At 69.4% G+C, this 26,367-nt stretch carries 25 protein-coding genes; 13 read left to right on the top strand and 12 right to left on the bottom strand.

The window, feature by feature from the left end:
• Nucleotides 1-60 precede the first annotated feature (60 nt).
• The 4 genes from H6726_23385 to H6726_23370 form a co-directional block, all read right to left on the bottom strand.
• The gene (locus H6726_23385; GenBank protein ID MCB9660608.1) at nt 61-483 is read right to left on the bottom strand and encodes a type II toxin-antitoxin system VapC family toxin; all 423 of its coding nucleotides are present in this window, start codon (nt 481-483) and stop codon (nt 61-63) included.
• A complete protein-coding gene (locus H6726_23380; protein ID MCB9660607.1) occupies nt 480-734 on the bottom strand; it encodes a type II toxin-antitoxin system Phd/YefM family antitoxin in 255 nt (84 codons plus the stop codon). The genes H6726_23385 and H6726_23380 overlap by 4 nt, the downstream gene beginning before the upstream one ends.
• Nucleotides 735-812: 78 nt before the next feature.
• Nucleotides 813-1,538: a sterol desaturase family protein gene (locus tag H6726_23375; protein ID MCB9660606.1), complete on the bottom strand. Its 726-nt coding sequence runs from the start codon at nt 1,536-1,538 to the stop codon at nt 813-815.
• Nucleotides 1,535-2,269, bottom strand: coding sequence for a FadR family transcriptional regulator (locus tag H6726_23370; protein ID MCB9660605.1), 735 nt, complete (start codon nt 2,267-2,269; stop codon nt 1,535-1,537). Before H6726_23370 ends, H6726_23375 begins: the two co-directional genes overlap by 4 nt.
• Before the next feature lie 111 nt (nt 2,270-2,380).
• Here H6726_23370 and H6726_23365 point away from each other — a divergent pair, with 111 nt between their 5' ends.
• From H6726_23365 to H6726_23340, 6 genes are all read left to right on the top strand, one after another.
• Nucleotides 2,381-2,866 carry a hypothetical protein gene (locus H6726_23365; GenBank protein ID MCB9660604.1) on the top strand — a complete coding sequence of 162 codons (486 nt, stop codon included), beginning with the start codon at nt 2,381-2,383 and terminating at the stop codon, nt 2,864-2,866.
• Between the two features lie 207 nt (nt 2,867-3,073).
• Nucleotides 3,074-5,995, top strand: a complete 2,922-nt coding sequence (nirD, locus tag H6726_23360) for a nitrite reductase small subunit NirD (GenBank protein ID MCB9660603.1) — start codon at nt 3,074-3,076, stop codon at nt 5,993-5,995.
• Nucleotides 5,996-6,004: 9 nt separating this feature from the next.
• Nucleotides 6,005-7,744 (top strand): dimethyl sulfoxide reductase anchor subunit, encoded by a 1,740-nt coding sequence (locus tag H6726_23355; protein MCB9660602.1) that lies wholly within the window; start codon nt 6,005-6,007, stop codon nt 7,742-7,744.
• On the top strand, nt 7,744-10,008 hold the full coding sequence (locus H6726_23350) for a nitrate reductase (GenBank protein ID MCB9660601.1): 2,265 nt from the start codon (nt 7,744-7,746) through the stop codon (nt 10,006-10,008). The genes H6726_23355 and H6726_23350 overlap by 1 nt, the downstream gene beginning before the upstream one ends.
• 45 nt (nt 10,009-10,053) lie before the next feature.
• Nucleotides 10,054-11,385: an MFS transporter gene (locus H6726_23345; GenBank protein ID MCB9660600.1), complete on the top strand. Its 1,332-nt coding sequence runs from the start codon at nt 10,054-10,056 to the stop codon at nt 11,383-11,385.
• Nucleotides 11,382-12,770 (top strand): alginate export family protein, encoded by a 1,389-nt coding sequence (locus tag H6726_23340; protein MCB9660599.1) that lies wholly within the window; start codon nt 11,382-11,384, stop codon nt 12,768-12,770. The genes H6726_23345 and H6726_23340 overlap by 4 nt, the downstream gene beginning before the upstream one ends.
• Here the strand turns inward: H6726_23340 and H6726_23335 are convergent.
• Genes H6726_23335 through H6726_23320 form a run of 4 tightly spaced genes read right to left on the bottom strand, consistent with a single transcriptional unit; the run spans nt 12,767 to nt 15,735 of the window.
• The gene (locus tag H6726_23335; GenBank protein ID MCB9660598.1) at nt 12,767-14,086 is read right to left on the bottom strand and encodes a HAMP domain-containing histidine kinase; all 1,320 of its coding nucleotides are present in this window, start codon (nt 14,084-14,086) and stop codon (nt 12,767-12,769) included. The two genes, H6726_23340 and H6726_23335, sit on opposite strands and share 4 nt — an antisense overlap.
• Nucleotides 14,083-14,763, bottom strand: coding sequence for a response regulator transcription factor (locus H6726_23330; protein ID MCB9660597.1), 681 nt, complete (start codon nt 14,761-14,763; stop codon nt 14,083-14,085). Before H6726_23330 ends, H6726_23335 begins: the two co-directional genes overlap by 4 nt.
• Before the next feature lie 16 nt (nt 14,764-14,779).
• Nucleotides 14,780-15,211: a hypothetical protein gene (locus H6726_23325; protein MCB9660596.1), complete on the bottom strand. Its 432-nt coding sequence runs from the start codon at nt 15,209-15,211 to the stop codon at nt 14,780-14,782.
• Between the two features lie 23 nt (nt 15,212-15,234).
• On the bottom strand, nt 15,235-15,735 hold the full coding sequence (locus tag H6726_23320) for a Spy/CpxP family protein refolding chaperone (protein MCB9660595.1): 501 nt from the start codon (nt 15,733-15,735) through the stop codon (nt 15,235-15,237).
• Between the two features lie 103 nt (nt 15,736-15,838).
• Between H6726_23320 and H6726_23315 the strand changes: the two genes are divergently transcribed.
• From H6726_23315 to H6726_23305, 3 genes are all read left to right on the top strand, one after another.
• Complete coding sequence (locus H6726_23315) at nt 15,839-16,195, top strand: YkgJ family cysteine cluster protein (protein MCB9660594.1); 357 nt, start codon at nt 15,839-15,841, stop codon at nt 16,193-16,195.
• Nucleotides 16,176-17,576, top strand: a complete 1,401-nt coding sequence (locus H6726_23310) for a cytochrome P450 (GenBank protein ID MCB9660593.1) — start codon at nt 16,176-16,178, stop codon at nt 17,574-17,576. The genes H6726_23315 and H6726_23310 overlap by 20 nt, the downstream gene beginning before the upstream one ends.
• A gap of 103 nt (nt 17,577-17,679) precedes the next feature.
• On the top strand, nt 17,680-19,395 hold the full coding sequence (locus H6726_23305; protein ID MCB9660592.1) for a hypothetical protein: 1,716 nt from the start codon (nt 17,680-17,682) through the stop codon (nt 19,393-19,395).
• Nucleotides 19,396-19,406: 11 nt separating this feature from the next.
• Here H6726_23305 and H6726_23300 read toward each other — a convergent pair whose 3' ends face one another.
• A complete protein-coding gene (locus H6726_23300) occupies nt 19,407-20,312 on the bottom strand; it encodes a diguanylate cyclase (protein MCB9660591.1) in 906 nt (301 codons plus the stop codon).
• Between the two features lie 205 nt (nt 20,313-20,517).
• On the opposite strand from H6726_23300, the gene H6726_23295 reads away from it, so the two are divergent.
• The gene (locus tag H6726_23295) at nt 20,518-21,306 is read left to right on the top strand and encodes an SDR family NAD(P)-dependent oxidoreductase (GenBank protein MCB9660590.1); all 789 of its coding nucleotides are present in this window, start codon (nt 20,518-20,520) and stop codon (nt 21,304-21,306) included.
• A gap of 11 nt (nt 21,307-21,317) precedes the next feature.
• On the opposite strand, the gene H6726_23290 is transcribed toward H6726_23295, so the two are convergent.
• The 3 genes from H6726_23290 to H6726_23280 are packed head-to-tail and all read right to left on the bottom strand — an operon-like array spanning nt 21,318 to nt 23,829.
• Nucleotides 21,318-21,494, bottom strand: a complete 177-nt coding sequence (locus tag H6726_23290) for a CPXCG motif-containing cysteine-rich protein (GenBank protein MCB9660589.1) — start codon at nt 21,492-21,494, stop codon at nt 21,318-21,320.
• A 35-nt stretch (nt 21,495-21,529) separates the two neighbouring features.
• Nucleotides 21,530-22,825, bottom strand: a complete 1,296-nt coding sequence (locus H6726_23285) for a hypothetical protein (protein ID MCB9660588.1) — start codon at nt 22,823-22,825, stop codon at nt 21,530-21,532.
• Nucleotides 22,822-23,829 (bottom strand): Rieske 2Fe-2S domain-containing protein, encoded by a 1,008-nt coding sequence (locus H6726_23280; protein MCB9660587.1) that lies wholly within the window; start codon nt 23,827-23,829, stop codon nt 22,822-22,824. Before H6726_23280 ends, H6726_23285 begins: the two co-directional genes overlap by 4 nt.
• 28 nt (nt 23,830-23,857) lie before the next feature.
• Between H6726_23280 and H6726_23275 the strand changes: the two genes are divergently transcribed.
• From H6726_23275 to H6726_23265, 3 genes are all read left to right on the top strand, one after another.
• Nucleotides 23,858-24,562 carry a hypothetical protein gene (locus tag H6726_23275; GenBank protein ID MCB9660586.1) on the top strand — a complete coding sequence of 235 codons (705 nt, stop codon included), beginning with the start codon at nt 23,858-23,860 and terminating at the stop codon, nt 24,560-24,562.
• 10 nt (nt 24,563-24,572) lie between these two features.
• A complete protein-coding gene (locus tag H6726_23270) occupies nt 24,573-25,952 on the top strand; it encodes an NAD-dependent succinate-semialdehyde dehydrogenase (GenBank protein MCB9660585.1) in 1,380 nt (459 codons plus the stop codon).
• Nucleotides 25,953-26,094: 142 nt separating this feature from the next.
• The gene (locus H6726_23265) at nt 26,095-26,364 is read left to right on the top strand and encodes a hypothetical protein (GenBank protein MCB9660584.1); all 270 of its coding nucleotides are present in this window, start codon (nt 26,095-26,097) and stop codon (nt 26,362-26,364) included.
• Nucleotides 26,365-26,367: the final 3 nt, after the last annotated feature.

Here is a 26,367-nt window from a genome sequence, read left to right as displayed (position 1 = left end):
ATCGGTCGGAGGCGCCGTACCACGCACCGAGAAATGGACCGAGTTGCTCGCCTGGCGTGGTCACGCTTGCCATGGATCGTGCAGCAGGACGCCAGTGGCTCTGAAGTCCGTCGTGTTGCGTGTCACGACGGTCATGCCGTGGACCAGTGCAGTCGCCGCGATCAGGGCGTCACGTTCGGACCTTGGGTCCGGTAGGTGCAGATTCGCGCAGCGAAGCGCGACCTCGGCGTCCACCGGGAGGGTCCGTGTGGAGAACTCGGGCTTCACGCGCTCGTCCATCCACGCACGCAGAAGGGCACCCTGAACGGTGTCGCGTCGCTCCACCCGCAGCACCCCGATCTCGATCTCCATCAGCGTCAGGGCGGAGATGAAGCAGCGGCTCGAATCGATCTTCGAGAGCCACGCGACCACGGGCGGAGCGGCCTTGCCGTCGCCCAGCTTTCGGAGCTCGGACAGCACGTTGGTGTCCAGCAGGAACATCATGGGAACTCGAGCTTCTCAGCGACGATGTCGAACTGTGGGGCTTCGAACTCGATGTCCGACAGCCCTTCCATCGCCAAGGTCTCGACGAGGCTGCGTCGATGGGCGGTGAGGCGTTCGTACTCTTCGATGCTCAGGAGGACGTGTGCTGGCTTGCCTCGGTCCGTGATGAAAACCGGCCCGTCCTTCGCGGCGCGCTTGGCGCGTCCGATGTCCTGGTTCAGCTCACGGCTGGATAGTGTCGTGATGGCCATGATTCCCCCTTGTGAAGGGTGTAGTCACGTTACTACTTTCGTCTGGCCCATGCGACTCGTGGAACGGCCTGTGGGCGCTTACGACCGCCCAGGGGCGACACCCAGCGAGTAGCAGCTCTCGCTCTGGGGGACGTCGCGCGGGTCCGGGCCGGTCCCGAAGAGCTCGTCCACGAACGGGACGGTGAACCCGTGCCAGTACTGCTCGTTGCGGAAGTGATGCATGCGGTGGTTGCGCCGGATTTTGCGATAGAGCGCGCTCTTCGGCTTGTACCCCGTGTGGGTCAGGAAGTGCGTCCACTCGTAGAGCAGGCTGGCGGCGGTCATGGCGGTGATGCCCGTGGCGGCCAGTCCCAGCGTGGGCGTCGCGAGGGTGAAGAGCGCGATGTTCACGGGGATGAGGGGCACCAGCACGCGCAGCGGCAGGAACGCGGTCTCGATGTCCCACGGGCGCTGGTGGTGTTCCCGGTGACGGCGCGCGAAGTAGGTGTCGAGCGTGAGGGGGCCCAGCGTGGACGGCTTGCGGTGCAGCACCTTGGTGTGGAGGAACCACTCCTGGAACGGCCAGTACAGCCCAATCCCCACGACGAGGAACACGTCACCCCAGCCAAAGGGGCCCAGCAGAGGACGCACCAGCAGGAAGAGCAGCGCCTTGCCGCCGAGCAGGCGGGGGCTCGCGTGGGAGAAGAAGAGGCGCAGGGCGTCCGGCAGCGAACGGACGCTGGCCGGTCTGGCTCTGGCCTCCGTGTCACCGCTCGTGGTCGGGACGTCGGCGAAGGTTCGGGGCGCTGCGCTAGGTGTGCTCATCGGGCTTCTCCTTGAAAGGCGCTCACGGCGTCGATGACACCGCCGACAGCGTCGGCACCGAGCGCGACGATCTTCTGGGCGCGCTTCACCGCAGATGGCTCGCGGCGGCCCCGCAGCGCGCTCGCCAGCGCCGCGTAGTCTTCGGTGGCCCGCACCTCGGCGGCCATCACGCTGGCCAGCTGCGACAGCACCGCGCCGTACGAGCGGGAAAGCGAGCCCATCGCCAGCTGCAGCGCGACGTTCTGCGTTCCGTCCACGACCGCGGTCCAGAAGTGGAGGGCCGCGTGCTGCAGCTCGTCGAGGTTGCTCGTCGCGCGCATGGCCGCCACCGCCGCGTCGACCCGGTCCAAGTGCTGCTCCGAGGCCCGCCGGACGGCCAGCCGCGCGATGACGGGGGCGAGCTCCGAGCGCAGCTCGACGATGCTGCGCGCGACCGCGGTGTCGATGGTGCCGTCCGCCCGGAGCAGCATGGTGCCGAGGAGCTCGAGCCCAGCCGTGCGCCGAAAGTCGCGCACCTGCGTGGTCTCCCCCTGCTGGATGCTCACGAGCCCAGCCTGCTCGAGGCGCTTCAGGCCCTCACGGACGGCGCCACGGTTCACCCCCAGCTGCTCGGCCAGCACGCGCTCCGAGGGGAGACTGTCGCCGGGGGCCAGCTGCCCCTGCACGATGTGATCACGCAGCTGGTCGAAGACCGAGGCCGCGATGGACTGGCGGGTGATGGGACGCAGCATGAGCTCATGGTCATCGTTCTCGGTCCGCTTGTCAACTGGTCAGATCAGCTTACGACCTCGGCAGCCCGGCGGCAGCTACTATCGGCCCCCGCGATGGGACAGAATCCCTGCATGGCTCGCCTCTTCGTCATTCTCGGCGCTACCCTCGCCACCGGCATCGGCCTGGGCTTCGCCGGCCTGCTCGGGTCCTCCGACGCGCCCGTCACCATCTTCGGGATGGAGCCGGTGTGCGTCGGTCCGATGGAGCCCTGCTGGCTCGCCTTCGGAGGCGGCAATGGCGTCGTGGTGGTCGGCCTCGCGGGCATCGGCCTGGTCTCCCTCACGCTCTATGGCGCGGGCGTGTTCTTCGCCACCGGTCAGCTCGCCGCTGGGCTGCTCGCGATCGGTCAGGCGGGCGTGGGGTTGATCGGCTGGATCGGGCAGGTGGGGGGCGGGATGACGGGCATCGGACAGCTCATCTTCGGCTGGCTGGTCCGCGGGCAATTGCCCGTCGGTGCAGACGGAAGGGCGTTCCACGGGGTGCTGCTCCGGCAGCTGCGGACGACCTTCCACAAGCCTGGCTCACGCTACGACCTGGACCCTCGGACACACAGCTGAAACAAGCCGTTCGCGGTTCGGAAATAAACCGTGTTTCGCCAGCATATCGGGTCGTTAACTTCGACTGACAACGATTGCGCTTGTCCCGCTATCGCCTAGCTTTGAGGTGTGACAAACGCACCCACGCATGATCGAGAGTCGTCGAAATCCGTGAAAACTGGCCTCCTCGGGCCGGTCGCCGGCACCGTGGTGGTCGTCGGGAACGGCATGGTCAGTCAGCGCTTTTGCGACCAACTTCGTCGGCGAACAAACGCGCAAACAACCCGAATCATCGTGTTCGGAGAGGAGCCCTGGCCCGCCTACGATCGCGTCCAGCTGACGAAGTATTTCCAGCTCTCGAGCGCCGATCCGCTGCTGCTCGCCACGCGCACGTGGTACGCGAACAACGACATCGAGCTGCGCACCAGCGCGAAGATCACGCGCGTGGATCTCGACGCGCGCGAGGTGGTCACGGAGAGCGGTGAGCGCTGCGCCTACGACCACCTGGTGCTGGCCACGGGGTCTTCCGCGTTCGTGCCGCGCATGCCCGGCATCGAGCGCCCGGGCGTGTTCGTGTACCGCACCCTCGAGGACCTCGACGCCATTCGCGCCTATGCGCAGGGGGCAACGCGCTGTGCCGTGCTCGGCGGCGGCTTGTTGGGGCTCGAGGCCGCCCGCGCCGTGCAGGAGTGCGGTGTCACCACGCACGTGGTGGAGATGGCCGACCGGCTCATGCCCCGGCAGCTCGACGCCATCGGCGGGCGCCTACTTCGCCGCGAGATCGAGCGCATGGGCGTGCCCGTGCACGTGGGCTGCGCCACCCGCGAGGTGCTCGGCGACCCGGCGGTGACGGGGCTCCTGACGCAGACCGACGAGCTGCCGTTCGACATGGTGGTGGTGTCCGCGGGCATCCGGCCGCGCGACGAGCTGGCCCGCGAGGCCGGCATCGCGGTCGGGGAGCGCGGCGGCATCCAGGTGGACGACAGCCTCGCGACCAGCGCGCCCGACGTGTACGCCATCGGCGAGTGCGCGCTGCACCGCGGCATGATCTACGGGCTGGTCGCGCCCGGCTACGAGATGGCCGAGGTGCTCGCGCGGGCGCTCACCGGCGAGCCCGAGGCGCGCTTCGAGGGGGCGGACCTCTCTTGCAAGCTGAAGCTCATGGGCGTTGACGTGGCGAGCTTCGGCGACCCCTTCGCCGACGAGAGCCGCAGCGACGCGCAGGTGGTCGCGTTCCAGGACTTCACGTCGGGCGTGTACAAGAAGCTCATCCTCGACGCCTCCGCGCAGCATGTGCTGGGCGGCATGCTGCTCGGCGACGCCTCCGCCTACGGGACCCTCACGCACTACGCGCGCAGCGGGGAGCCCATCCCCGGGACGCCCGAAGAGCTGCTGCTGGGGGCCCGCGGAGGCGGGGCTGCGACGGGGCTCGCCGCGCTCCCCGACGCGGCCCAGGTGTGCTCGTGCAACAACGTCAGCAAGGGCGCCATCCTGCAGGCGGTCAGCGGCGGCGCGTGCGAGCTCTCCGCGCTCAAGTCCTGCACCAAGGCCGGCACGTCCTGCGGCGGCTGCCTGCCGCAGGTGGTGGACCTGCTGGACATGGGGCTCGCGGCGATGGGTCGCAGCACGCGCAAGCGCCTGTGCGAGCACTTCGACCTCACGCGCCGTGAGCTGTTCGACGTGGTGCGCGTGCGCGGCATCGACACCTTCGAGGAGTTGCTGCGCGAGCACGGGACGGGCGGGCACGGCTGCGAGGTGTGCAAGCCCACCGCGGCCAGCATCTTCGCCAGCCTGCAGAACGAGATGATCCTCGCGAAGCACGCCACCCTACAGGACACCAACGACCGCTTCCTCGCGAACATCCAGCGGCGCGGCCTGTACTCGGTGGTGCCGCGCATCCCGGGCGGCGAGATCACGCCCGAGGGGCTCATCCGACTGGGCGAGATCGCGCAGCGCTACGGGCTCTACACCAAGATCACGGGTGGGCAGCGTGTGGACATGTTCGGCGCCACGCTCGAGAAGCTCCCCGACATCTGGGAGGAGCTGGTGGAAAGCGGCTTCGAGAGCGGTCACGCATACGCCAAGGGGCTCCGCACGGTGAAGAGCTGCGTCGGGTCCACGTGGTGTCGCTACGGCATCGACGACTCGGTGGGCTTGGCCATCCGGCTGGAGGAGCGCTACCGCGGCATCCGCGCGCCCCACAAGCTGAAGAGCGCCGTCAGCGGCTGCGTGCGCGAGTGTGCCGAGGCGCAGAGCAAGGACTTCGGCGTCATCGCGACGGAGTCGGGCTGGAACCTCTACGTGTGCGGCAACGGCGGCGCCAAGCCGCGCCACGCGGACCTCCTCGCGACCGACCTCGATGAGCCCACGCTCATCCGGTACATCGACCGCTTCCTCATGTACTACATGTGCACCGCCGACCGCCTCACGCGCACGTCGGTGTGGCTCGACAAGCTCGAGGGCGGCATCGAGCACGTGCGTGATGTGGTGGTCCACGACACCCTCGGCCTCGGCGCGGAGCTGGAGCAGATGGCGGCGCACCTGGTGGAGACGTACCAGTGCGAATGGGCCGCGGTGGTGCGCGACCCCGAGCAGCGCGCCCGCTTTCGGCACTTCGCGAACAGCGACGACCCGGACGACAACGTGTTCATGATCGAGCAGCGTGGGCAGCACCGCGTGGCGGACTGGGATCCTCCCGCCGCACCCCGGAAGCTGCGCCTGCCGGTGGTGACGACGACCGAGGGAGGGGTAGCGAAGGACGAGCTGGTGTACTTCGGCGAGGCGGACGCGTTCCCGGCCGAAGGGGGCATGGCCGTTCGGCACGGCGAGGTGCAGCTGGCCATCTATCACTTCGCCTCACGCGGGGAGTGGTACGCCACGCAGAACATGTGCCCGCACCAGGAGGACATGGTGCTGGCGCGCGGTCTGCTGGGCGACGCCAAGGGGGAGCCCAAGGTGGTCTGCCCGATGCACAAGAAGAGCTTCTCGCTGGTGAGCGGCGAGTGCCTGAGCGGCGAGGACTACCAGATCATGACCTTCCCGGTGGAGGTGCAGGACGGGCGCGTGTTCGCCCGCGTGCCGCCCGCCAGCGCGCTCGCGGACCAGCTCTGCGCAGCGCGTTCCTCCTGCCACGCCCACGCGGCGGAGTGAGGCGCGCGTATGTCGACCGGCACGGCGAGTCTACCCATCCTCGACAGCGAAGCGCTGGCCCCGGCGGTCAGCAAACGTCGGCTCCCGCTCCTGGATCAGCTGCTGGCGGACCAGGGAGACATGAGCGCCGTCGAGCGCTTCAGCCAGCTCCACGACGACGCGACCACGCCGCTGCTGGAGCCCATCTACCGCTCGCTGCTGCCGGCCACCGCTCCGGGACCCGGACAGCAGTACGCCTTCGAAGTGAACCTGGACGCCTGCTCGGGCTGCAAGGCGTGCGTCACGGCTTGCCACAGCCTGAACGGGCTCGACGAGAGCGAGACGTGGCGCGCGGTGGGCGTGCTGCACGGCGGTGACATCACGCAGCCCTTCCAGCAGACGGTCACGACGGCTTGTCATCACTGCCTCGAGCCGGCGTGCATGAAGGGCTGCCCGGTCGGCGCGTACGAAAAGAACCCCGAGACGGGGATTGTCCGACACCTCGACGACCAGTGCATCGGCTGCCAGTACTGCATGTTCACCTGCGCCTACGACGTGCCCCAGTACAACCCCAAGAAGGGCATCGTGCGCAAGTGCGACATGTGCTCCGATCGCCTCGCCGAGGGGGAGGCCCCAGCGTGCGTGCAGGCGTGCCCGACACACGCCATCTCCATCAAGCTGGTGGACGTCAACGAGGCGCGCGCCGTGGCCAGCGAAGGCAGCCTGGTGCCGGGCGCGCCCTCGTCGAGCATCAGCGTCCCCACCACGCGCTACGTGGGCACGCGGGTCATGCCAGCGAACACGCTCCCGGCAGACTTCCACGCGGTGCGCCCAGCGCACATCCACACGCCGCTGGTCTGGATGTTGGTGCTGACGCAGCTCTCCGTGGGCGCGTTCTGGGTCGGGTCCATCTTCGAGGGCGTGCTCAGCGCCGAGGCGCTCGCCGCGGTCCGGCCGTGGCATGGGCTCCTCGCCCTCTCGTTGGGGCTCCTCGCGCTGGGCGCCAGCACCGCTCACCTCGGGCGACCGCAGTACGCCTTCCGCGCGATGCTGGGCGTGCGCACCTCGTGGCTCAGCCGCGAGATCCTGACGTTCGGCGCGTTCGCGGGGGCCGCCGTGACCTACGCGGCGGCGCTGTTCCAGGCAGATCGAGCGAGCGTGTGGAGCGCGTTGCCGCAGCTTCCCGTGTGGTCGGAGGCGGCCCTCCCCGTCCTGGCGCCTGCCGTCGCGCTCACGGGTGCGAGCGGGGTCTACTGCTCGGTGATGCTCTACCACGCCACGCGGCGGAGGTGGTGGCACGGCTACGCCACGGGCTTCAAGTTTGCGCTCACCAGTGTGGTGCTCGGGCTGGCCTTCAGCTCCGCGGCTGCCATCGTGGTGCTGGCATCGACCCACACCGACCCGCTGCCACTCTTGCGCCCGTGGCTCCGCTTCGCCGCCCCCGCGCTCGCGGTCGTGACCTGCGTCAAGCTCCTGGGCGAGCTGTCGGTCATCCGCCACCGTCGCGACCCGGGCGGCGACCTCGGGCGCTCCGCCCGTCTCCTCCTCGGCGAGCTGCGCGGCCTCTTGGGCTTGCGCGCGGGCCTCGCCCTGTTCGGTGGCGTGGTGCTGCCGCTGGTGTTCTTCGGCGCCCCCGAAGGCGTGCCTCTCGGCGCCCTCGTCACCGTGGCGCTCTCGAGCGCGTCTCTCCTGCTCGCTGGTGAGCTGGTAGAGCGTGTCCTCTTCTTTGCGGCCATGAGCGCGCCGCGCATGCCGGGAGTCGTGAGCTGATGGCCAAGGTGCGACCCACAATTGTTCAGCGAGCCAAGCGCCTCCTGCGCGACGACGGCGGGGTCCTGACCCGCGAGCTGATGCGCTCACCAGGAGGGTTCGGGCTCGGACAGGTGCCCACGAGGCTCAAGCCCGACTCGACCACCACGATGGTGTGCGGCTTCTGCTCGACGGGCTGCGGCCTCGACGTGCACATGCGCGACGGCGCGGCCGTCAGCCTGACACCGTCTGCGCTCTATCCCGTGAACCTGGGCATGGCGTGTCCCAAGGGCTGGGAGTCCCTGGCACCCCTCCGCGCTCCGGACCGGGCGCGCTCGCCGATGCTGCGCATGGCGCGCGGGGGTCGCCTGACCCCCATCGGCTGGAGGGAGGCCCTCACCACCTTCACCGAGCGCTTCAAGGCCATCCAGGCCAAGCACGGGCCGGCCTCCGTGGCGTTCCTCGGGACGGGCCAGATCCCCATGGAGGAGCTCGCCTACCTGGGCGCGCTCGCCAAGTTCGGGATGGGCATGCGGCACGGTGACGGAAACACTCGTCAGTGCATGGCGACGGCGGTCGTGGCCTACAAGGAGTGCTTCGGGTTCGACGCGCCGCCCTACAGCTACGAAGACTTCGAGGAGAGCGATACGCTCATCTTCGTGGGCGCCAACCCGTGCATCGCACACCCCATCCTGTGGGAGCGCGTGTGCCGCAACCCCAACGACCCCACGGTGGTGGTGATCGACCCGCGGCGCACGGAGACGGCCCAGCAGGCGACCATGCACCTGCCACTCGCGCCGAAGAGCGACCTCGAGCTTCTGTACGCGGTCGCGCACGTGCTCATCCGCGACGGAAAGGTCGACCACGACTTCATCGCCAACCACACCGACGACTACGACGGGTTCGCGGACCACGTCCGCGCATACTCGCCCAGCCGCGTGGCCGACCGGGTCGGGCTGCCCCCCTCGGAGATCGAAGCCCTGGCGGACATCATCGCGCGGGGCAAGCGTGTGTCGTTCTGGTGGACGATGGGCGTCAACCAGAGCCACGAAGGTGTGCGGGTGGCGCAGGCGCTGATCGCCCTGTCCCTGCTCACGGGCAACATCGGGAGGCCAGGCACGGGCCCCAACTCCATCACGGGGCAGTGCAACGCCATGGGCTCGCGCCTGTTCAGCAACACGACCAGCCTGCTCGGGGGGCACCGCTTCGACGATCCTGCCCACCGTCAGAAGGTGGCGTCGTCGCTCGGGATAGATGAAGGCTGCATCCCTACGGATGCGGGCTACGCCTACGACCAAATCCTCGAAGCGATCCTGCGCGACGAGATCAAGGGCCTGTGGGTGGTGGCCACGAATCCCTCCCATTCGTGGATCAACCAGTCCGACGCTCGCGACGTGCTGAGCCGCCTCGACTTCCTGGTGGTGCAAGACATGTACGACTCCAGCGAGACCGCCGACCAAGCGGATCTGATCCTGCCAGCTGCGGGGTGGGGCGAGAAAGAAGGGTGCTTCATCAACTCGGAGCGCCGCATCAGCGTCATCAAGCAAGTGGCACGAGCCCCCGGAAATGCGCTCAGTGACTTTCGCATATTTCAGCTGATAGCGGATGCGTGGGGTTGTGGTGAAATGTTTCGAAAGTGGGACTCGCCTGAGGCTGTATTCAACGTTCTCAAGGAACTAACGAGGGATATGCCTTGCGACATTACAGGAATTGAAGGGTACCAGCAGATAGACGCGATGCGCGGCATCCAGTGGCCTCTGCCCGAGGGTCGCGCTCCTCAGAAGTTGGAGCAACGTCGCCTGTTCGAAGACCGCAGGTTCCACACGCCGAACGGTCGAGCTCGTTTCAGGTTCGAGGACACTCGCCCCATCCCGGAGAAGGTGGACGCCTTCTTCCGGTTCACGCTGTTGACGGGGCGCGGGAGCTCCGCGCAGTGGCATACGCAGACGCGAACTGGCAAGAGCCCCGTGCTCGGAAAGCTCGCGCCCGAAGACCAGTACGTCGAGATTTCTCCCGCGGATGCCGAAGAGTTGGGGATCGCGCCCAACGGGTGGGTGCGCGTCTCGTCGCGACGCGGGTCGCTCGTCGCGCGGGCGTACGTGACGCACATCGTTCAGCCGGGTCACGTGTTCATTCCGATGCACTACGTGGAGACGAACAAGCTCACTTTTCCGGCTTTCGACCCTAGCTCGCGCCAGCCTTCATACAAGTATTCTGCGGTGCGTTTGGAGAAGGTTTCGTCAAACGACATTCCGCGCGGTAGCGCTCATGTGTTTCGAGATTAAACGTGATGGATGTTCACTGGAAACAAACGCAAGTTATAGTGCGTCATGTTCGATGAACAAGGTCGGTCTACATCCATTGATGTCTTCTCATTGAAGACCATACAGATGAGAACATTCCACCTGACGTGGTTTGCATTCTTTCTGTGTTTCTTCGGTTGGTTCAGTCACGCTCCGCTCATGTCGGCCACCATCGGTCCTGACCTCGGGTTGACGCGTGAGCAGATCCTCACGAGCTTCATCGCGTCGGTCGGCGTCACGGTGCTCGCTCGGCTGGGGGTGGGGTCGCTCTGCGACCACATCGGCCCGCGCAAGGCCTACGTGTCGCTGCTCGTGTTCGGCGCGCTCGCGACGGCCGGCTCCGCGCTGGCATACGACTACACGTCGTACTTCATCTCACGCTTGTGCATCGGCGTGATCGGCGCTTCGTTCGTCATCACGCAGTACCACACGTCGGTGATGTTCTCTTCCAACGTCGTGGGCATGGCCAACGCGACGACGGCAGGGTGGGGGAACCTCGGTGGCGGCGTGACGCAAGCGGTCATGCCCATGCTCGCCGGCGCCATGACGGCGCTGGGGTTCGCGAGCTCGGAGCTCTCCCGATGGCGCCCGGCCATGATGGTCCCAGCCGCGCTCATGCTCATGGTGGCGGCGCTCTACTGGCGCTTCACGACGGATTGCCCGAAGGGCAACTACTCCGAACTCCCCGAGGAGCGCCCGCAGAAGCGCACTGGAGAGCAGGGGCTGTTCGTGACCGCGTGCAAGGACCACCGGGTGTGGTTGTTGTTCCTCATGTACGCCGGCTGTTTCGGCATGGAGCTCTTCGTCAATGGCCGCGCCGCGAGCTACTACCAGGAGCGATTCACCATGGACGAGGGCACCGCGGGGCTGATCGCGTCGCTCTTCGGACTCATGAACATCTTCGCCCGCTCGCTCGGAGGCTACCTGGGCGACCGCTTCGCCGCCGGGGGTGGGCTCACGGGACGCGTCCGATGGCTGATCGCCGTCATGGTCGCCGAAGGGCTCGCGCTCGTGCTCTTCTCGCGCATGGGGACGATCGGGCTCGCGATCGGCACCATGATCGTGTTCTCGCTCTTCGTGCAGATGGCGGAGGGGGCGACGTTCTCCGTGGTGCCCTTCATCAACAAGCGCTCACTGGGCGCCGTGTCGGGCATCGTCGGCGCAGGCGGCAACGTGGGCGCGGTCGTCTACGCCCAGTACATGCTGCGCAGCGGTTCGTCGCTCGAGGAGTGCTTCATGATCTACGGCGTGGCCGTGGCGGTCATCGGGCTCCTGGGTTTCGGCATCCGCTTCAGCGAGGAGGCCGAGGCCGAGGCGCGCAAGCAGTACGAGACCAGCTCGGCGGGGTTGGCCGCGTGACGGCGCTCCTCCACGTGCGGCCCGCGGTCCGTGTGACCGTGGGCTGCGGTCTGGTGCTCGGGGCGCTGCTGCGGTCGATGCCCGCCGCCGCTCAGGAGGCGCTCCCCGCACCGACCCCAGCCACCGAGGGCGCAGACGCCACGGGCGCGACGGACTCTTCGCCCGAAGAGATCGCGGTCGCCACCGACGCGCCCCCTTCTGAGCCCGTACCGCCACCGCCCGAGGCGGCCACGGCGGAGGCCCCCGCGGCGCCCCCTTTCCCCTTGGGCGTGACGGCGTCCGTCTTCACGCGTCCCGAGCTCCGCGCGGGGTACGACCGCATCGGGCAGGCGGACACGGACTTCGTGCGCTATCGCTTCCGGCTGGGCCTCGCGCTCACCCCGGTAGACCTCGGGCGTGTGCGGGTGGGCGGGCGCTTCGTGCCTCAGGCCGCTGGCTTCTGGTCCTCTGGCGGGACCCTCACGGACCCCGCGCTAGGGATCCATGAGGCCGTGCTGCTGCTGGGGACCGACCACCTCGACGTGGAGGTCGGTCGCTTCGAGATGAGCTATGGCGAGGAGCTCGTGATCGGCCCCGTCGGCTGGCATCAGGTGGGACGCGCCTTCGACGGCGCCCGCCTGCACGCCAAGCTAGGCTCGGACGGCGCGTTCCTCGACGTCTTTGGCACCCAGTTGGTCGAGAACCTCGACACCAACTTCGCGGCCGGAGACGTGATCTTCATGGGCGCTTACGCGGGCCTGGGGCCGCTCCTCGGCGAGACGCTCCAGCTCGACGTCTACGCGCTGGAGCTGCTCCTCGCCGAGAACCCGGACCCAGACCCGACCCTCTCGACGCCGCGACGCCACGTGACCACGCTCGGTTCACGCGTCGTCCATCGCGGCGACACGCTCGATCTCCGCGCGGAGGTCGGGGTGCAGATCTCTGGCTCGGACGGTGGTGACCCGTTGATTGGGTACCAGGCCGACGTCGAGGTGGGTGCGCGTCTCGGTCGTGTGCGCCTCAGCGCCGAGGCGCTCATCGCGAGCGGTGCCAACGGGGACAACGTCGCTGCGTGGAACCAGCTGTTCCCGACCGCGCACAAGTTCCTCGGCGTGGCAGACATCATGGGGGGCCGCAGCAACGTCATCAGCGGGATCCTGCACGGGCGAGTCTCGCTGACGGACTCGGCATGGGCCAGCCTGGACGTCCACCTCTTCGCGCGGCCCGAGGCCGCCGAGCGCTTCCAGGGCGCCGAGGCGGACCTTGGCGTCGGTTGGACGATTGGGCGGGGCCTCACCCTGCGTGGGAACTACTCGATCTTCGTCCCGGCGGAGGATGCTTTCAGCACCCGTGAGCCTGCCCACTTCGCGGAGCTCGAGCTGCGCTACACCCTCAGCGGGCGCTAGCGCGCGGGTAGCTCGAGCACCAGCGCAGAGCCCTCGCCCACACGGAGTGATCCCCCGTGGGCGAGGGCGATGCGCGCGACGAGCGTCAGGCCGAGGCCCAGTGAGCCTGCGCTGTCCGCCCCGTCTCGCGCGAACGGACGTGTCAGGCGTTCGAGCTCCTCCGCCGTGAGACCTGCCCCGGCGTCGCGCACCTCGAAGCACACGCGGTCCCCGCGCTGAGAGACCGCCAGCGAGACCAGCTCCCCGCCGTGCTCGCGGGCGTTTCGCAGCAGGTTCGCGAGCGCCCGCGCCAGCAGGGTGGGGTCCGCCGAGACGGACGGCGTGCCCGTCACGTCGAGCTTCTGCTCCGACTCGCCTGCACGCAACAGCGCCTGCAGCGCTGCGTCGGAAGCCGCGAGCACGCGCCGCTCGGCGCCCAGGGTGTCCAGCTTGGAACCGGCGAGAAGCTGCGCCACCAGGTCGTCGATCTCCAGCACCTCGCGTTCGAGCTCGGCCGTCAGGTGCGGCTCGAGCCCGGCGTCCGCGGCGTGGTCCACCAGGAGCCGCAGGTGCCCCAGGGGCGTCCGAATCTCGTGCGACACGCTGGCCAACAACATCTTCTGCTCTGCGAGCGTGGACGCCACCCTCGCGGCCATGTCGTTGATGGCCCGCGCCAGGTGTTGGACCTCGGCTGGAGACCTCCGCCGGACGTGGACGCGCGCGTCGAGCGCGCCCTCGCCGATCCGTCGGGCCACCAGGGCCGTGTCTTCCAGAGGTCGCGCCAGGCGCCGCGCGATGACGCCCGAGGACCACCACAGCGCCGTCACGAAGGCCAGCGTGAGCAGCACGCCGTGTGGGAAGAAGCGCGGCCGGCGGGGGTCGCACACGGTCGCCCTGCCAACCACCTCGCCAGCGCGCACCACGGAGGTCGGTCGCAAGAAGCGCCCGCAACGAGGGCCGCGCGTGAGGCGAGCGTGCCCTGACGTGGACTCGAGGCGCACCGTGAGGCCCGACGCTTCGTGCAGCTCTTCGGCCAGCGCCTCGAGCGCCGCTTCGTCCCCCCAGCGTTCCGCGAAGCGGGCCGCGACGAACGCCTGGGCAGACCGCAGGTCGGGCCCCCGTTCGGCGGGGTGCAGGACGAAGCCCACGACGCCTGCCGCGACCGAAGCCACCAGCATGGCGCCCCCGAACGACAGGAAGAGGCGCCGCTGCAGCGAGCCTGGGTGACCGCGGTGCGGGTGCCGCCGGCGAAACGGGCCCCGGTCGGAGCGGTCGCACGTGACGTCTGCGTGGCGGCCGTGGTGCCAGCCTCTGCCATGGGGTGCTTTGCGCTTCACGTGCCCGTCGACAGCAGGTAACCGACGCCGCGTACGGTGCGGATGCGCTCCGGCCGCCGCGGGTCGTCGCCGAGCTTGCGGCGTAGGTGAGAGATGTGGACGTTCACCGTCCGCTCGCCGACGACTTCGTCTCGCCCCGCCGCCGAGAGCAGCGTGTCGCGTGGAACGACACGACCCGCGCGCCGCATCAGGGCTGCCAGCAGGTCGAATTCGAGGCCGGTGACCTCCACGGGTTCACCATCGAGGCTGACCTGGCGTCGCGGGACGTCCATGACCAGCCCGCCCGCGGACAGGCGCTCGTCCATCAGGCGCGGCTGCACACGCCGCAGCACCGCGCGCAGGCGCGCGAGCAGCTCGCGCGCGCTGAAGGGCTTCGCCACGTAGTCGTCGGCGCCGAGCTCGAGACCCACCACCCGGTCGGTCTCGTCCCCTCGCGCCGTGAGCATCACGACGGGGACGCTGCTGTCGGCTCGGATGCGCCGCAGCACGCTGAGCCCGTCCATCCCGGGCATCATGACGTCCAGCAGGACGAGGTCGTGGCCGCCGTCCGAGAGTCGCGCGAGCCCGCTCGGACCGTCGACGCAGTGCTCGACGACCACCCCGTGCTTGCCGAGGTACTCGCCGAGCAGCTCGAAGAGCCGTCGGTCGTCGTCGATGAGCAGGACGCGCAACGTCATCGGGGCAGCATACGCGCTAGTCGGTCTGGGCGGTGCCCGGCTCGGCGTGTGGGCCGGAGACCGCGCCAGGGGGATGTGGGGCGTGAGGGCCGCTGACGGCGCCGGGCGCGGGCGCTGGGAACGCGACCGGATAGGGCACGAACACCGTCTGCGGTGGCGAGCCGAGATACCCGGGGCCGTCCCCTGGGCCGCGCCCGTGGCGCCCGTGGTGACCATGACGGCCGTGATGTCCGCGCGGACCGGGACCGTCCAAGGCCCCTTCGAGGCCGTCCGGGTCGCTGCCCTCGCCGCGTGAGTCCAGCCGGCGGGCCGCTTCGACACATGTCTCGGCGACGCGCTCCATCATGTGTTGGCGGTGATGACGGCCCCCGTGGTGCAAGCGCGCGATGCCGGAGCCGATGCCGAACACCGCGCCGGAGGCGAGGAGGATGGAGAGAAGGATGCGCATGGTTCTTCGTCTTTCGTCGGGGGTCAGCGGTAGGGACCGAACGGAGCCGGGCGCTCGCCTGCGAACAGGTCTGCGATGCGCGCGCGCTGCGCGGGGTCGAGGATGGCGTGAACGCGGTCGAGGGCACGCTTGATGGCCCCCTGGGCGCCTTCGAGGGCGTCCCGCTGTGCCGTGAACACCACCTCGACGCGCTCTTCATGGACGGAGTCGTCGCGCAGCGCTTCGGCCAGGTCGCGACGTTGTCCGGAGAGTCCGCTGCGAAGCCCGCCGAGCTCCTCGCGCAGCTCGTGGAAGACGGTGCGGATCTCGGCGCGCTGTTCAGGCGTGGCATCGACCTCGCGCAGCGCGCGATCGAGCTTGTGCCGGAAGAAGCGGCCGCGCATCTTGAAGCCCCTCCCTCGATGTTCATGCGGGCCGAAGCCTCCGTGGCGGTGACCTGCGTGGCCGCAGCGCCCGGGCAGGTGGTCGCGGTTGATGTGAATGAGACCGGCCAGGCAAGCGAGGCCGAACACGATGGAGAGCATGGTCTTTGGGTTCCTTTCGAGCCTCACCGTGGAACCCGCGTGTGAAGGCACTGTGAGGTGCCGTGTGAAGAAGTGTGAAGAGCGCGCTATCGTCGGCGCGCCCATGAGCGACGACCTGCCCGAGTGCCTCGACTGCGGAGCCTGCTGCTTCGGCGACCGCCCCGACTACGTGCCCGTCCGCGGGGACGACTACGGGCGCCTGGGCGACGCGGCCGAGGAGCTCACCCGTTGGCAGGGCAACCGCTGCTTCCTCCGCATGGCAGAAGGGCACTGTGCTGCGTTGGTCCTCGACGCGGGTCTTCGACGGTTCGTGTGCAGCACGTACGAGACCCGCCCCGACACCTGCCGTGTCCTCGCCCGTGGCTCAGCCGAGTGCGCCGGCGAGCGCTTCGAGAAGTCCGCGCGAGCACGCGACGCCCTGACTCGTGTTATCACGCGGCATGAGCCGCTCGCTCCGTGACCTGCCCGGACCTCGCCCGCTCCCGCTCATCGGAAACCCCATCGCGGTGCACCGCGCGCACCTCCAGTTCGAGTCGTGGGCGCGCCGCTACGGCCGGATGTTCAAGTTCCACGTGGGGCCCAACACCATCGTCGGGGTGACCGACCCGGAGATCGCGCGAGCCGCGCTGCAGCAGCGACCGGACCGCTACACGCGCATCCAGCGCACCAACGACGTGATGTACGAGCTGCACGTGGGCGGGGTCTTCGCGTCGGAAGGAGAGGCCTGGCGGCGTCAGCGGCGCCTGATCAATCCGTCCTTCCACGCGCGGCACCTCGACACCTTCGAGGACTCGATCCGTCTCGCGACCGAGCGCCTACGGAGCCATTGGTTGGGCAGCGCGCGGGGGGCGCGGCACGCGGGCGAGGACGTGCTGGCCGATCTCATGCGCTACACGGTCGACGTCACGTCCGTGGTGTCTTTCGGCCGAGACCTCGACACCGTGAGCCACGGCGGGAACGAGCTGCAGCGCCAGCTGGCGCACGTGTTCCAGGTCGTCGAGCGGCGCAGCAACAGCCCCTTCGACTACTGGAAGCTCCCGGGCGTCAGCTGGCCGACCCGTCTCCGCATGCGTCGCCTCCGGCGGTTCCTGCGCGAGCTGATCGTCGAGGCGCGCGAGCGTCAGGCCCAGGACCCCAGCCATCGCGAGCGGCCCGCGACCCTGCTCGAGTCCATGCTGCTGGCGACGGACGACGAGGCCAGGCTACCGCTCAGCGACGACGAGGTGGCGGCCAACGTCCTGACCGTGCTGCTGGCCGGCGAAGACACCACCGCCAACACGCTCGCGTTCGCGCTGTACCACCTGGCCAAGCATCCGGAGGTCGTGGCCAAGGCGCGCGCCGAGGCGGACGCGGCGCTGGGGAGCGACCACGTGCCCACCCTGGCGCAAGCGCGCGAGCTGACCTACATCGACGCGATCGCGCAGGAGACGCTGCGCCTGACCCCGCCCACGCCGCTGGTGCCACTCCAGGCCACGGAGGACGTGGTGGTCGACGACCTGACGCTCCCTGCGGGGACCGTCCTGATGCTCCTCACGCGCCTCATCGCGACCTCCCCGGAGGTCTTCGACGACCCGACAGCGTTCCGCCCGGAGCGCTGGATCGAGGGGGACGCGGAGCAGCGCCGTCATCATCGCCGCATGCTGCTGGCGTTCGGTGCCGGTCCGCGGGTGTGTCCGGGGCGAGGACTGGCGCTGCTCGAGTGCGCCATGGTGCTGGCGATGGTGGTCCGCACGTTCGACTTCGAACTTGCCGATCCGGACGCTCCCCTCCGTGAGGTCACCCAATTCACGGTCCAGCCGGCTGGTGTGCGCATAAGATTCCACCCGCGCGCAGGGGTCTGAAAAAAAACGTTGGCTGATAGCGCCAACTTCGAAGACCATGAAGCATATCGTTTGGGAGGATATCCGCATTCGTGGACGTCCGGCTGCTCCGAGGATTATCAGAATGCTGAAGAAAGCTCGCGAACTTGGTCTGCTGATGTTGGTGCCGCTGGCGTTGGGCGCCGCAGGGTGCGACTGCGACAACAGTGGGGCCCCCGTCGTCGATGACGACATGGGCACGGGCATGACCGACCTGGGCGCCGACATGGGCCCGCCCATCACGTGCTGCGTCAACAGCGAGGGCATGGAGGTCTGCCAAGACACCCCCCAGTGCTTTGCGCCCCTCGTGTGCACCGAGCTCCAGCAGCCGTCCTCGGACAACGACTGCACGTTCATCGCGCCGCTCGACAGGGGTCAGCAGGCCACCCACCTCGACATCGCGAGCACCGACACGGCGGTGTTCCTCAGCGGCTACACCGCCGGTCGTGTGACCAACCCGCGCTACGGTGACCTGCTGTTCGGCACGGTCACTAGCGGCGAGGTCACGTGGACCCTCGTGGATGGTGTGCCGGCAGGTTCGCCGTTGGCGATCGGGGGCATCCTGCCCGATCCCAACGGCTGGCGCGGCGGCATCTCGGCGGCGGGCGACAACGTCGGGGAGTGGAACGCCATCGCCATCGACAGCGCGGGCACCATCGCCATCAGCTACTACGACCGCACCAACAGCGCGCTGAAGTACGCGAGCAGCAGCGACGACGGCGCCACCTGGTCCATCCACACGGTGCTGAACACGGCCGACGACGGCCAGTTCACGTCGATCGCCTTCCTCGCCAACGGACACCCCGCGATCTCGTTCCTCACCATCACGCCCTCGACCGACCCGGGGACACCGGTTCAGAGCATGGTTCAAGTGGCCATCGCGTCGTCTGCGTCCCCAGCGGCCGACACCGACTGGGACGTCACCGTCGTCAGCGGCCCGACCACCGTCAGCTGCACCGAAGCGCTGTGTGAGAACGACCTCGTGTGCCGCGCCGACGGCGGGTGTGCGGCGCTCTCGGCCGCGCCCACGACCGACTGCTCCCACCTCGACGACGAGGGCGTGACCCAGATGGGCTGCGCCTCCGGCACCCGCTGCGTGAGCGACGACACCGGTGGGAACTACTCTTGCCAGGTGCTCTCCACGGGCACCGTGGTCGAGGACCAGCCCATCGTGAACGGGCTCTACACCTCGCTGCGCGCCACCTCCACCGGTCTCGCGTTGGTCTGGTACGACCGCGTGCGCCGCACCCTGCGCGGCAGCGCCTACGACAGCAGCGGCGACATGTGGCGCGCGGCCTTCGCGATCGACGGCCTCGACGCGGTCGGGAGCGGGGACGCGGGCTACAACGCGGACCTGTTCGTGGCCGGCAGCGACGACTGGTACGTCGTGTACGTCGACGGTGCCAGCGAGCAGCTGAAGCTGGCCGAGATCGACGGTGGCACCCTGGGCAACGCGACGCCTTCCATGACCCGCAGTCTCATCGACGACGGCATTCGGAACATGGGTGCACGTCACATCGTGGGCGCTGACGCCGACGTGGTCGTCACGGCCGCCGGCGAGGTTCGCGTGGTCTACCAGGACGCCACGACGCAGGAGGCGCTGCTCGCCGTCCGCGCAGCCGCTGCGACGGATTGGACGCTGCAGGGAGGCGACGGCCCGGCGCCCCTGGACTCGTCCGACTCGACGGGGTTCTGGACCTGCCAGTCGCTCTCTGGCGACACCTCACACATCGCGACCTGGTGGTCCAACAACGCGATGGAGACCAACGGAACGCGCGTGTTCACCATCCCCGCGCCCTGAGCGCGGGCCCCTCACGGCGGCGGTGTGTGGCGACGGTCGGGGAGACCTCGCGCGCGCCGCCGCTTCCGTTTGTCCTCGTACATCCGTCGGTCTGCGACCCGCATGGCGAGGGCCACGCCGCCGCACTGCTCGGTCAGGGCGGCGCCGTGGGAGAACGCGAGCGGTTGCCCACGGTGGATGTCGTTGTGGCGCGTCAGCTCGCTGAGCAGCAGCCGCACCTTGTCCGCCAGACCATCCGCGTCCGTGTGCGGGACGAGGATGGCGAACTCGTCTCCGCCCAGCCGAGTCGGGACGTCCTCCGGGGCCGCAGTCGCCCGCAGCACCACGCCCATGCGCTTGATGAACTGGTCGCCAGCGTCGTGTCCGTAGGCGTCGTTGACGTCCTTGAGGCCGTCGATGTCCATGAGGATCACACCGATCTGCCCGGCTTTGCCCTCCAGCTGGGCGCGGCATGCCTCGAGGTGCGTCCGGTTGAACAGCCCCGTGAGCGCGTCGTGGGAGCTCGCGTGGCGCAGCTGGCGCTCCAGCGCGCGTCGGTGCGTGACGTCTCGCACGATCGCGATGGTCAGTCGGCCGATGGTGGTGTCCACGGGGCTGAGTCCCACCTCGACCGGCACACGCTCTCCGCTTCGGCGCACGGCCTCCAGGCTCGCCGGGTCCCCCATGAACCGCGCCCGCCCCGAGCGCTCGAAGCGCGCACGCCGCTGGGCGAAGCCCTCGCGCTCCGCCACTGGCACCAGCTGCTCCACGGGCATGCCGATCAGCTGCGCGCGCTCGTATCCGAACAGCCGCTCCGCCATCTGGTTGGCCAAGGCGATGGTGCCACCGCTGCGGATCACCAACACGGCGTCCGGGGCCGCCTCGAGGAGCCCCAGCGCCACGACCTTCGCGTCCTCCGCGTCTTGAAGCTCGATCATGGTTCCCTTCCGGCCTTGCGTGGCGGCGTTGGAGAGGGGGGGATGGTCGACTCGTTCCCCACATGATGCCCGCGGTGACGTGCGCGGCAACCGCGGCGTTCACCATCTGCATTTTCTGTGAGGCTACTGCCAACGGCGCTGTGCGACGTCCACCTCTCTGCCCACACCGTCGTATCCGGGGACGCCGCCTGATATGCTCCGCGCAATGAAACTGAGCGAGAAGGTTGCGTGGGTGACGGGGGCGTCTTCGGGCATCGGTGAGGCGCTCGTGCCCGTGCTGTTGGCCCGCGGCGCTCGGGTCGTCGTCAGCGCGCGTCGCGGCGACAAGCTGTACGCCTTGGTCCAGGCGCATGGCGCTGCGCGGGTCGCGGCGGTGCCTGTGGACCTGAACGAGCTCGCGAGTCTGGACGACGCGGTGCGTCGCGCGGAGGCGGCGTTCGGGCGTGTGGACGCGTTGATCAACAACGCCGGGCGCAGTCAGCGCGCTGCGGCGCTCGACACGAGCATGGACGACGTGCGGAGTTTGATGGACCTCAACTTCATGGCCCCGGTCGCGCTCACGCGCGCGCTCGCACCGGCCATGGTGGCGCGCGGGGTCGGGCACGTCTCGGTCGTGAGCAGCGTGGCGGGCTACGTCAGCACCCCGCATCGGTCGACCTACTCCGCCAGCAAGTTCGCCGTCCGCGGCTACTTCGACTCGCTGCGCGCCGAGCTGCACGGCACTGGCGTCGAGGTCGCCGTCATCTGTCCCGGGTACGTGCGGACGGACATCACGCGCGCGGCGCTCGGTGAAGGAGGCGCCGCGCACGGGAAGACGTCCGAGGCCATCGAGTCGGGCTTGGCACCCGACCGCGTCGCCGCCGCCATCGCGGACGCGATCGAGTCGGGCCGCCACGAGCTGGTGATCGGCGGCAAGGAGACGGCGGGGGTGTACCTGGCGCGCTTCGCCCCGAGCCTGGTCCGGCGCTTGGCGCCCCGGTTCACGCCCGACTGAGGGGTCGTTCGCTACGAACGCCGCAGCGTGATGATCGCCTCGCCAAAGTCGTCACGCTGGACCAACACCCGCCAAGGGCGGTGGCACGCCGGGCAGTCCTCGGACATCTCACCTTCCACGTCGGGCTCGACCCACACCTCGGCGGGTTCGTTGCAGTAGGGGCAGCGCAGGGCGGGGGCGTCCAGCATGAGCGGCAGCGTAGTGCATGTCGCCGCGTCGCGCGTCAAAACGTGCTGGGCGCGTGACCGGCGAGCTGCTCTTGGAACGCCGCGTTGCGGGCGGTCAGCACCTCCAGCGCCGCCGTGGCATGCGCGGGGGGGACCATCAGCGTCAGCGGCACGAGAGGGCCTGCGAGCTGGACGAGCGGGCGGTAGTACGCGGCCCGCGCGTGCACCGGGATCTGCGCGTCTTCCAGGGCCTTCTGCAGCGGCCCGAGCGCGTATGCCCGGTGTTCGTCCCACACCGGCACCAGCCGGCCGAGCCGCTCCCGCGCGAGCCGCTCGTCGCGGACGTCCAACAACAGCGCCGTGAGGTAGGCCAGCCCCGGGAGGTAGCCGAGTAGCGGCGCCCCCATGCTGCGCTCCACCAGGGTCGCCCCGACGGTGAGCGCCGAGAGGGCCATCACCGTGTAGGGGAGCGCCTCGCGCACGGCCTCTCGCACCGTGAAGGCATCCATCCCGGGAAACAGGGGCGCGACCGTGTCCGGGCGGTGGAAGGCCCAGGAGCACGCGACGCTCAGCAGCACGACGGAGACCGCGAGCACCAGCACGTGCTGCGGCCGGCCGGGCAGGAAGTGCTCGAGCGCGTCCAGCGGTAGCAGCTGCTCCAGGCTCGAGCCGAGCGAGTAGGGGAGCAGCAGCAAGCCGCCCGTGAGCGTGATCGGGAGCAGACCGCACAGCGGGGCGCGCAGCACCAGCTCCCCGCGACGCTGCGTGGCCTTCGGGCTGCGGAGGGTGGCCGCGACCACGGCCATGCTCCCGACACAGACGCCCAAGCCTGCCAACCTGCCGTAGGGGTGGTCCAGCACGAGCTCGACCGGGAGCGCGTGCGCCGCGAACAGCACGGCGTAGCCGTTGGCCAGCCCCTGCCGTGAGACGACCCGAGCCAACCACGCGAGGCCCAGCGTGAACGGCACGTTGATCGCGACCAGCGCGAGCGCGCTGCCGAGCGTGAGCTCGCCCAGCCTGTTCCAGAACAACGCGACCCCGAGCAGCTGGAAGGCCAGCGCGCCCGCCGAGGCGACCATCGCCCAGCGTGTCAGGCGTGCCCTCCCGTCTGGGCCGCTCGAACGCAGCGCCCGCGCGCTCGGCAGCAAGGCCGCGAAGACCTCCACCAGGAGGAAGCCCGTCGCGACCGGCGCGAGACCGACCGTCAGGTCCCCCACGGTCGCCGTGCCGTGTGCCTCGAGGGAGTCGAGTGGTGCGTGGCGCACCAACCAGACGACGAGAGGTGCGCCGAGGGTGATGAGCGCGCGCGCGAGCATGGGCGGCTCGGCGCCCGTCGTGGTGCCGCGGCTCACGCGGCGCCGTAGTAGGCTTCGCGGGCCTGCTCGAGGTACCAGCTGGGGTAGAAGTTGTCACACCACTTGCGGTAGCGGGCGATGGGCCCGTCACCGTCGCAGATGACCGGCCGCTCCAAGAACACCTTGTGCTCCCAGACCGGCTTGTCCTGCTCCAGCTGGCGCGCGATCTCGGCGCTGAACGCCTTGCCCACCCCCTTCGCGACCTGCTCACCCATCGCCAGGCTCACCGTGAAGGCGAAGCGCAGGTCCACGAACTCGTCGTCGATGGGCGTGGTGGACGCGACCACCGTGGTGGGGATCAGCCCCGTGAAGCGGCTGGTGGAGAAGCCGAAGCCCCAATTGGTGGCCTCGAGCTCCCCCGTGACCTCGCCCCGGGGGGTCTCCATCTTCGTGGGCGTCACCATGCGCAGCCGCGGGTAGTCGAACTCCATGGTGTGCGGGACGGGCATCTCGCTCATCCCGTGCAGGTACTGGAAGTGCGCCTGGTCCACGACGTTCTCGCCCATCTCTTGATTGTGGCTGCGTATGCGCCACTTGCGGAACACGTACGGCGTCCACCGCTCGCGCTCGGTCCACTCGGGTATCTCGGGCAGCTCCCAGGCGGGCGTCGCGCCGTCGATGTCGTGCCAGACCATGATCATGCCGTTCACTTCACGCACATCCCAGCTGCGCACGGCGGCTTTGGCTGGGATGCGCTTGGCGTAAGGGACCTCCACGCACCTTCCGTCGCTCCCGTCGAACACCCATGCATGGAACGGGCAGCGGATGCGGCACCCCTCGACCTTGCCGCCCACCCCCAGGTGCGCGCCGAGGTGTGGACAGTGAGCGTCCATGACGCGCACGACTCCGTCTTCTCCGCGAAACATGACCAGCTCGCGCCCGAAGGCCGTCACGGGCTCCACCTGGCCCACGCCGAGGTCCTGTCCGTAGCCGACGCAGAACCAGCCGCGGGGGTAGCGGGGGAAGGGGAAGCGCGGACGTGCGGGGGCGGGCTCGGTCATGCGCGTCATCATACGGTACCCTGCGCTCATGCGGACGCCCCTCTTCGCTCGCCTGACGCTGACCACGCTGCTGTCGTTCGGGTGCGCGCGGGCGGTCGAGCCCTCCCCAGAGACGGCGGCGCGCAGCGAAGTGCGCCCTCCCGGCATGCGCCAGGAGCCCATCCGCTTGCCGTTTCCGGGCGCCACCGGCAGCGACGAGAGCGAGTACGTCTTCACGACGTCGCTCCCGTCGGGCGGCTTCGTCACGTATTCGCGCTTCCGCAGTCCGCCCCAAGACCCCGGGCCCCCCCTCACCCGCGTGCGGGTCCGCAGCGCGCAGTTCGCCGGGGCTGCCGGGGCGACTCCGGTCTACGTGATGGGCGACGGCGCTCAGCACGTGTTTCGGCGCGGACCAGAGAGTGACCCGTACCAGGCCAACCTGGTGTTCACGGGCAGCGACGACGCCGAGGTGGACGACGTGCTCGCGCGCACTGACGTCCTGCTCATGCCTCCGCTCGGGACCACCATGCCAGCCGCGCGCGACGTGTGCCTGGGGCCCGTGGACGCGTTGCGTCGGCACCGCGCCGAGCCTTCGCGCGCGGGTACGTACGACCCTGCGCTGCCCATCCAGGGGGAGCACCTCAACTGGATCACGGCGCAGGCCGGCTGCGTGACCTATCCGATGCTCTCGAGCGCCGTGCGCTGCGAAGGCGCCATGCTGCCCTGGGTGGCGACGACGCTGTGTCAGCAGTAGCGTGAACCGCATGGAAGAACACGTGCAGAAGGTGGTGGATCCGAGCAGCGGCGAGGTCGTGGCGACCTATCCTGCGCATTCGGACGTCGCGGTGGAGCGCGCCCTCGACGCGGCGCACGAGGCGTTCCGTGCAGGGCGGCGCAGCAGCTTCGCGGACCGAGGCCGGATCATGAGGCGCGCCGCGCTCACGCTCCGGGAGCGCAGCGAGGCCTACGCGCACCTGATGGCCACCGAGATGGGCAAGGTCTTGCGCGAGGGGCGCGCGGAGGTCGAGAAGTGCGCGTGGCTGTGCGACTACTACGCCGAGCACGCCGAGAGCTTCTTGGCGCCCACGCCCGTCGAGACGGACGCGCGACACAGCTTCGTGGCCCGCGTCCCGCTCGGTACGCTGCTGGCGGTCATGCCGTGGAACTTCCCCTTCTGGCAGGTGTTCCGCGCCGCGGTGCCCGCGCTCATGGCGGGCAACACGGTCCTGCTCAAGCACGCCAGCAACGTGCCTGGCTGCGCGCTCGCGATCGCCGACGTCTTTCACGCGGCGGGCCTGACGCCGGGGGCCTTCGCCTCGCTGCTGATCGACTCGGGCCGCGCCAGCGCCCTGCTCGCAGACGCGCGCGTGAGCGCCGTCACGCTCACGGGGAGCACGGCCGCGGGTCGCGCGATCGGGGCCAAGGCGGGGGAGGTCATCAAGCCGTGCGTTCTCGAGCTGGGCGGGAGCGACGCCTATGTCGTGCTGCACGACGCCGACGTCGATGCGGCCGCGGCCACCTGCGTGCAGAGCCGCATGATCAACGCGGGGCAGAGCTGCATCGCGGCCAAGCGCTTCGTCGTTGTGGACGCCGTCCGCGGGCAGTTCGAAGAGGCGTGCGTGGCGCGCATGCGTGCGCTCCGCATGGGAGCTCCCACGGACGACTCCGCGGATCTCGGGCCTCAAGCGCGCGCGGACCTGCGCGACGAGCTGCACGACCAGGTGGTTCGTAGCGTGGCAGCGGGGGCGCGCTTGTTGTTGGGAGGCGCGGTCCCCGAGGGCGCGGGCGCCTTCTACCCACCCACGCTGCTGACCGACGTGGGCGAGGGGGTCCCCGCCTATCACGAAGAGCTGTTCGGGCCCGTGGCGTCCATCCTGCCAGCCCGCGACGAAGCGCACGCGATCGCGCTCGCGAACGACACCAGCTTTGGGCTGGGGGCGGCGGTCTTCACGCGCGACATCGCTCGCGGCACGCACATCGCCACCCACGAGCTCGAGGCGGGTTGCGCCTTTGTGAACACCCACGTGCGCTCGGACCCGCGCCTCCCATTCGGGGGCATCAAGGGCAGCGGGTTTGGACGTGAGCTGGGTCAAGCGGGCATCCGTGCCTTCGTCAACGAGAAGACGGTCTACGTCGCGTCTTGAAGACACACGTGACGCGCGGGTGGCACCCACCGTGCGCACCCGCTGCGAACAGAGCTTCTCACTCCGGCGGCAGGAGCTCGGCCATGCGGCCGGTTTTTGCAATGATTCTGGGCTGGCCCGCCGCTTGCTTCGGCCCGGCGTCATGCATCCCCGTCGCCGCAAGTCGCTCAAGGCCGCACTGCTCGCGTTTCCGGTGTTCTACCTCGGGGGCATCGCCCTCACGCTCCACGGGGGGCCATGCCCTGCCGCGTGTCACCACTCTCTGTTCTGGCCTGCCGCGTTCGGCGGTCCCTTGGTGGTCGGCTTCCTCGCCGCCGCGTTCCCTAGCGTCGGCCTCGCCCAGGATGGCACCGCGACGGCCCCCGAGGCGTCCCGCGCCTCACTCGAGCTGGACGCGGAGCGCGCGTCCTGAGGC

Source organism: Sandaracinaceae bacterium (assembly GCA_020633055.1).
Lineage (GTDB): Bacteria > Myxococcota_A > Polyangia > Polyangiales > Houyiibacteriaceae > JADJJE01.
This window is presented reverse-complemented; position numbering and strand designations above follow the sequence as displayed.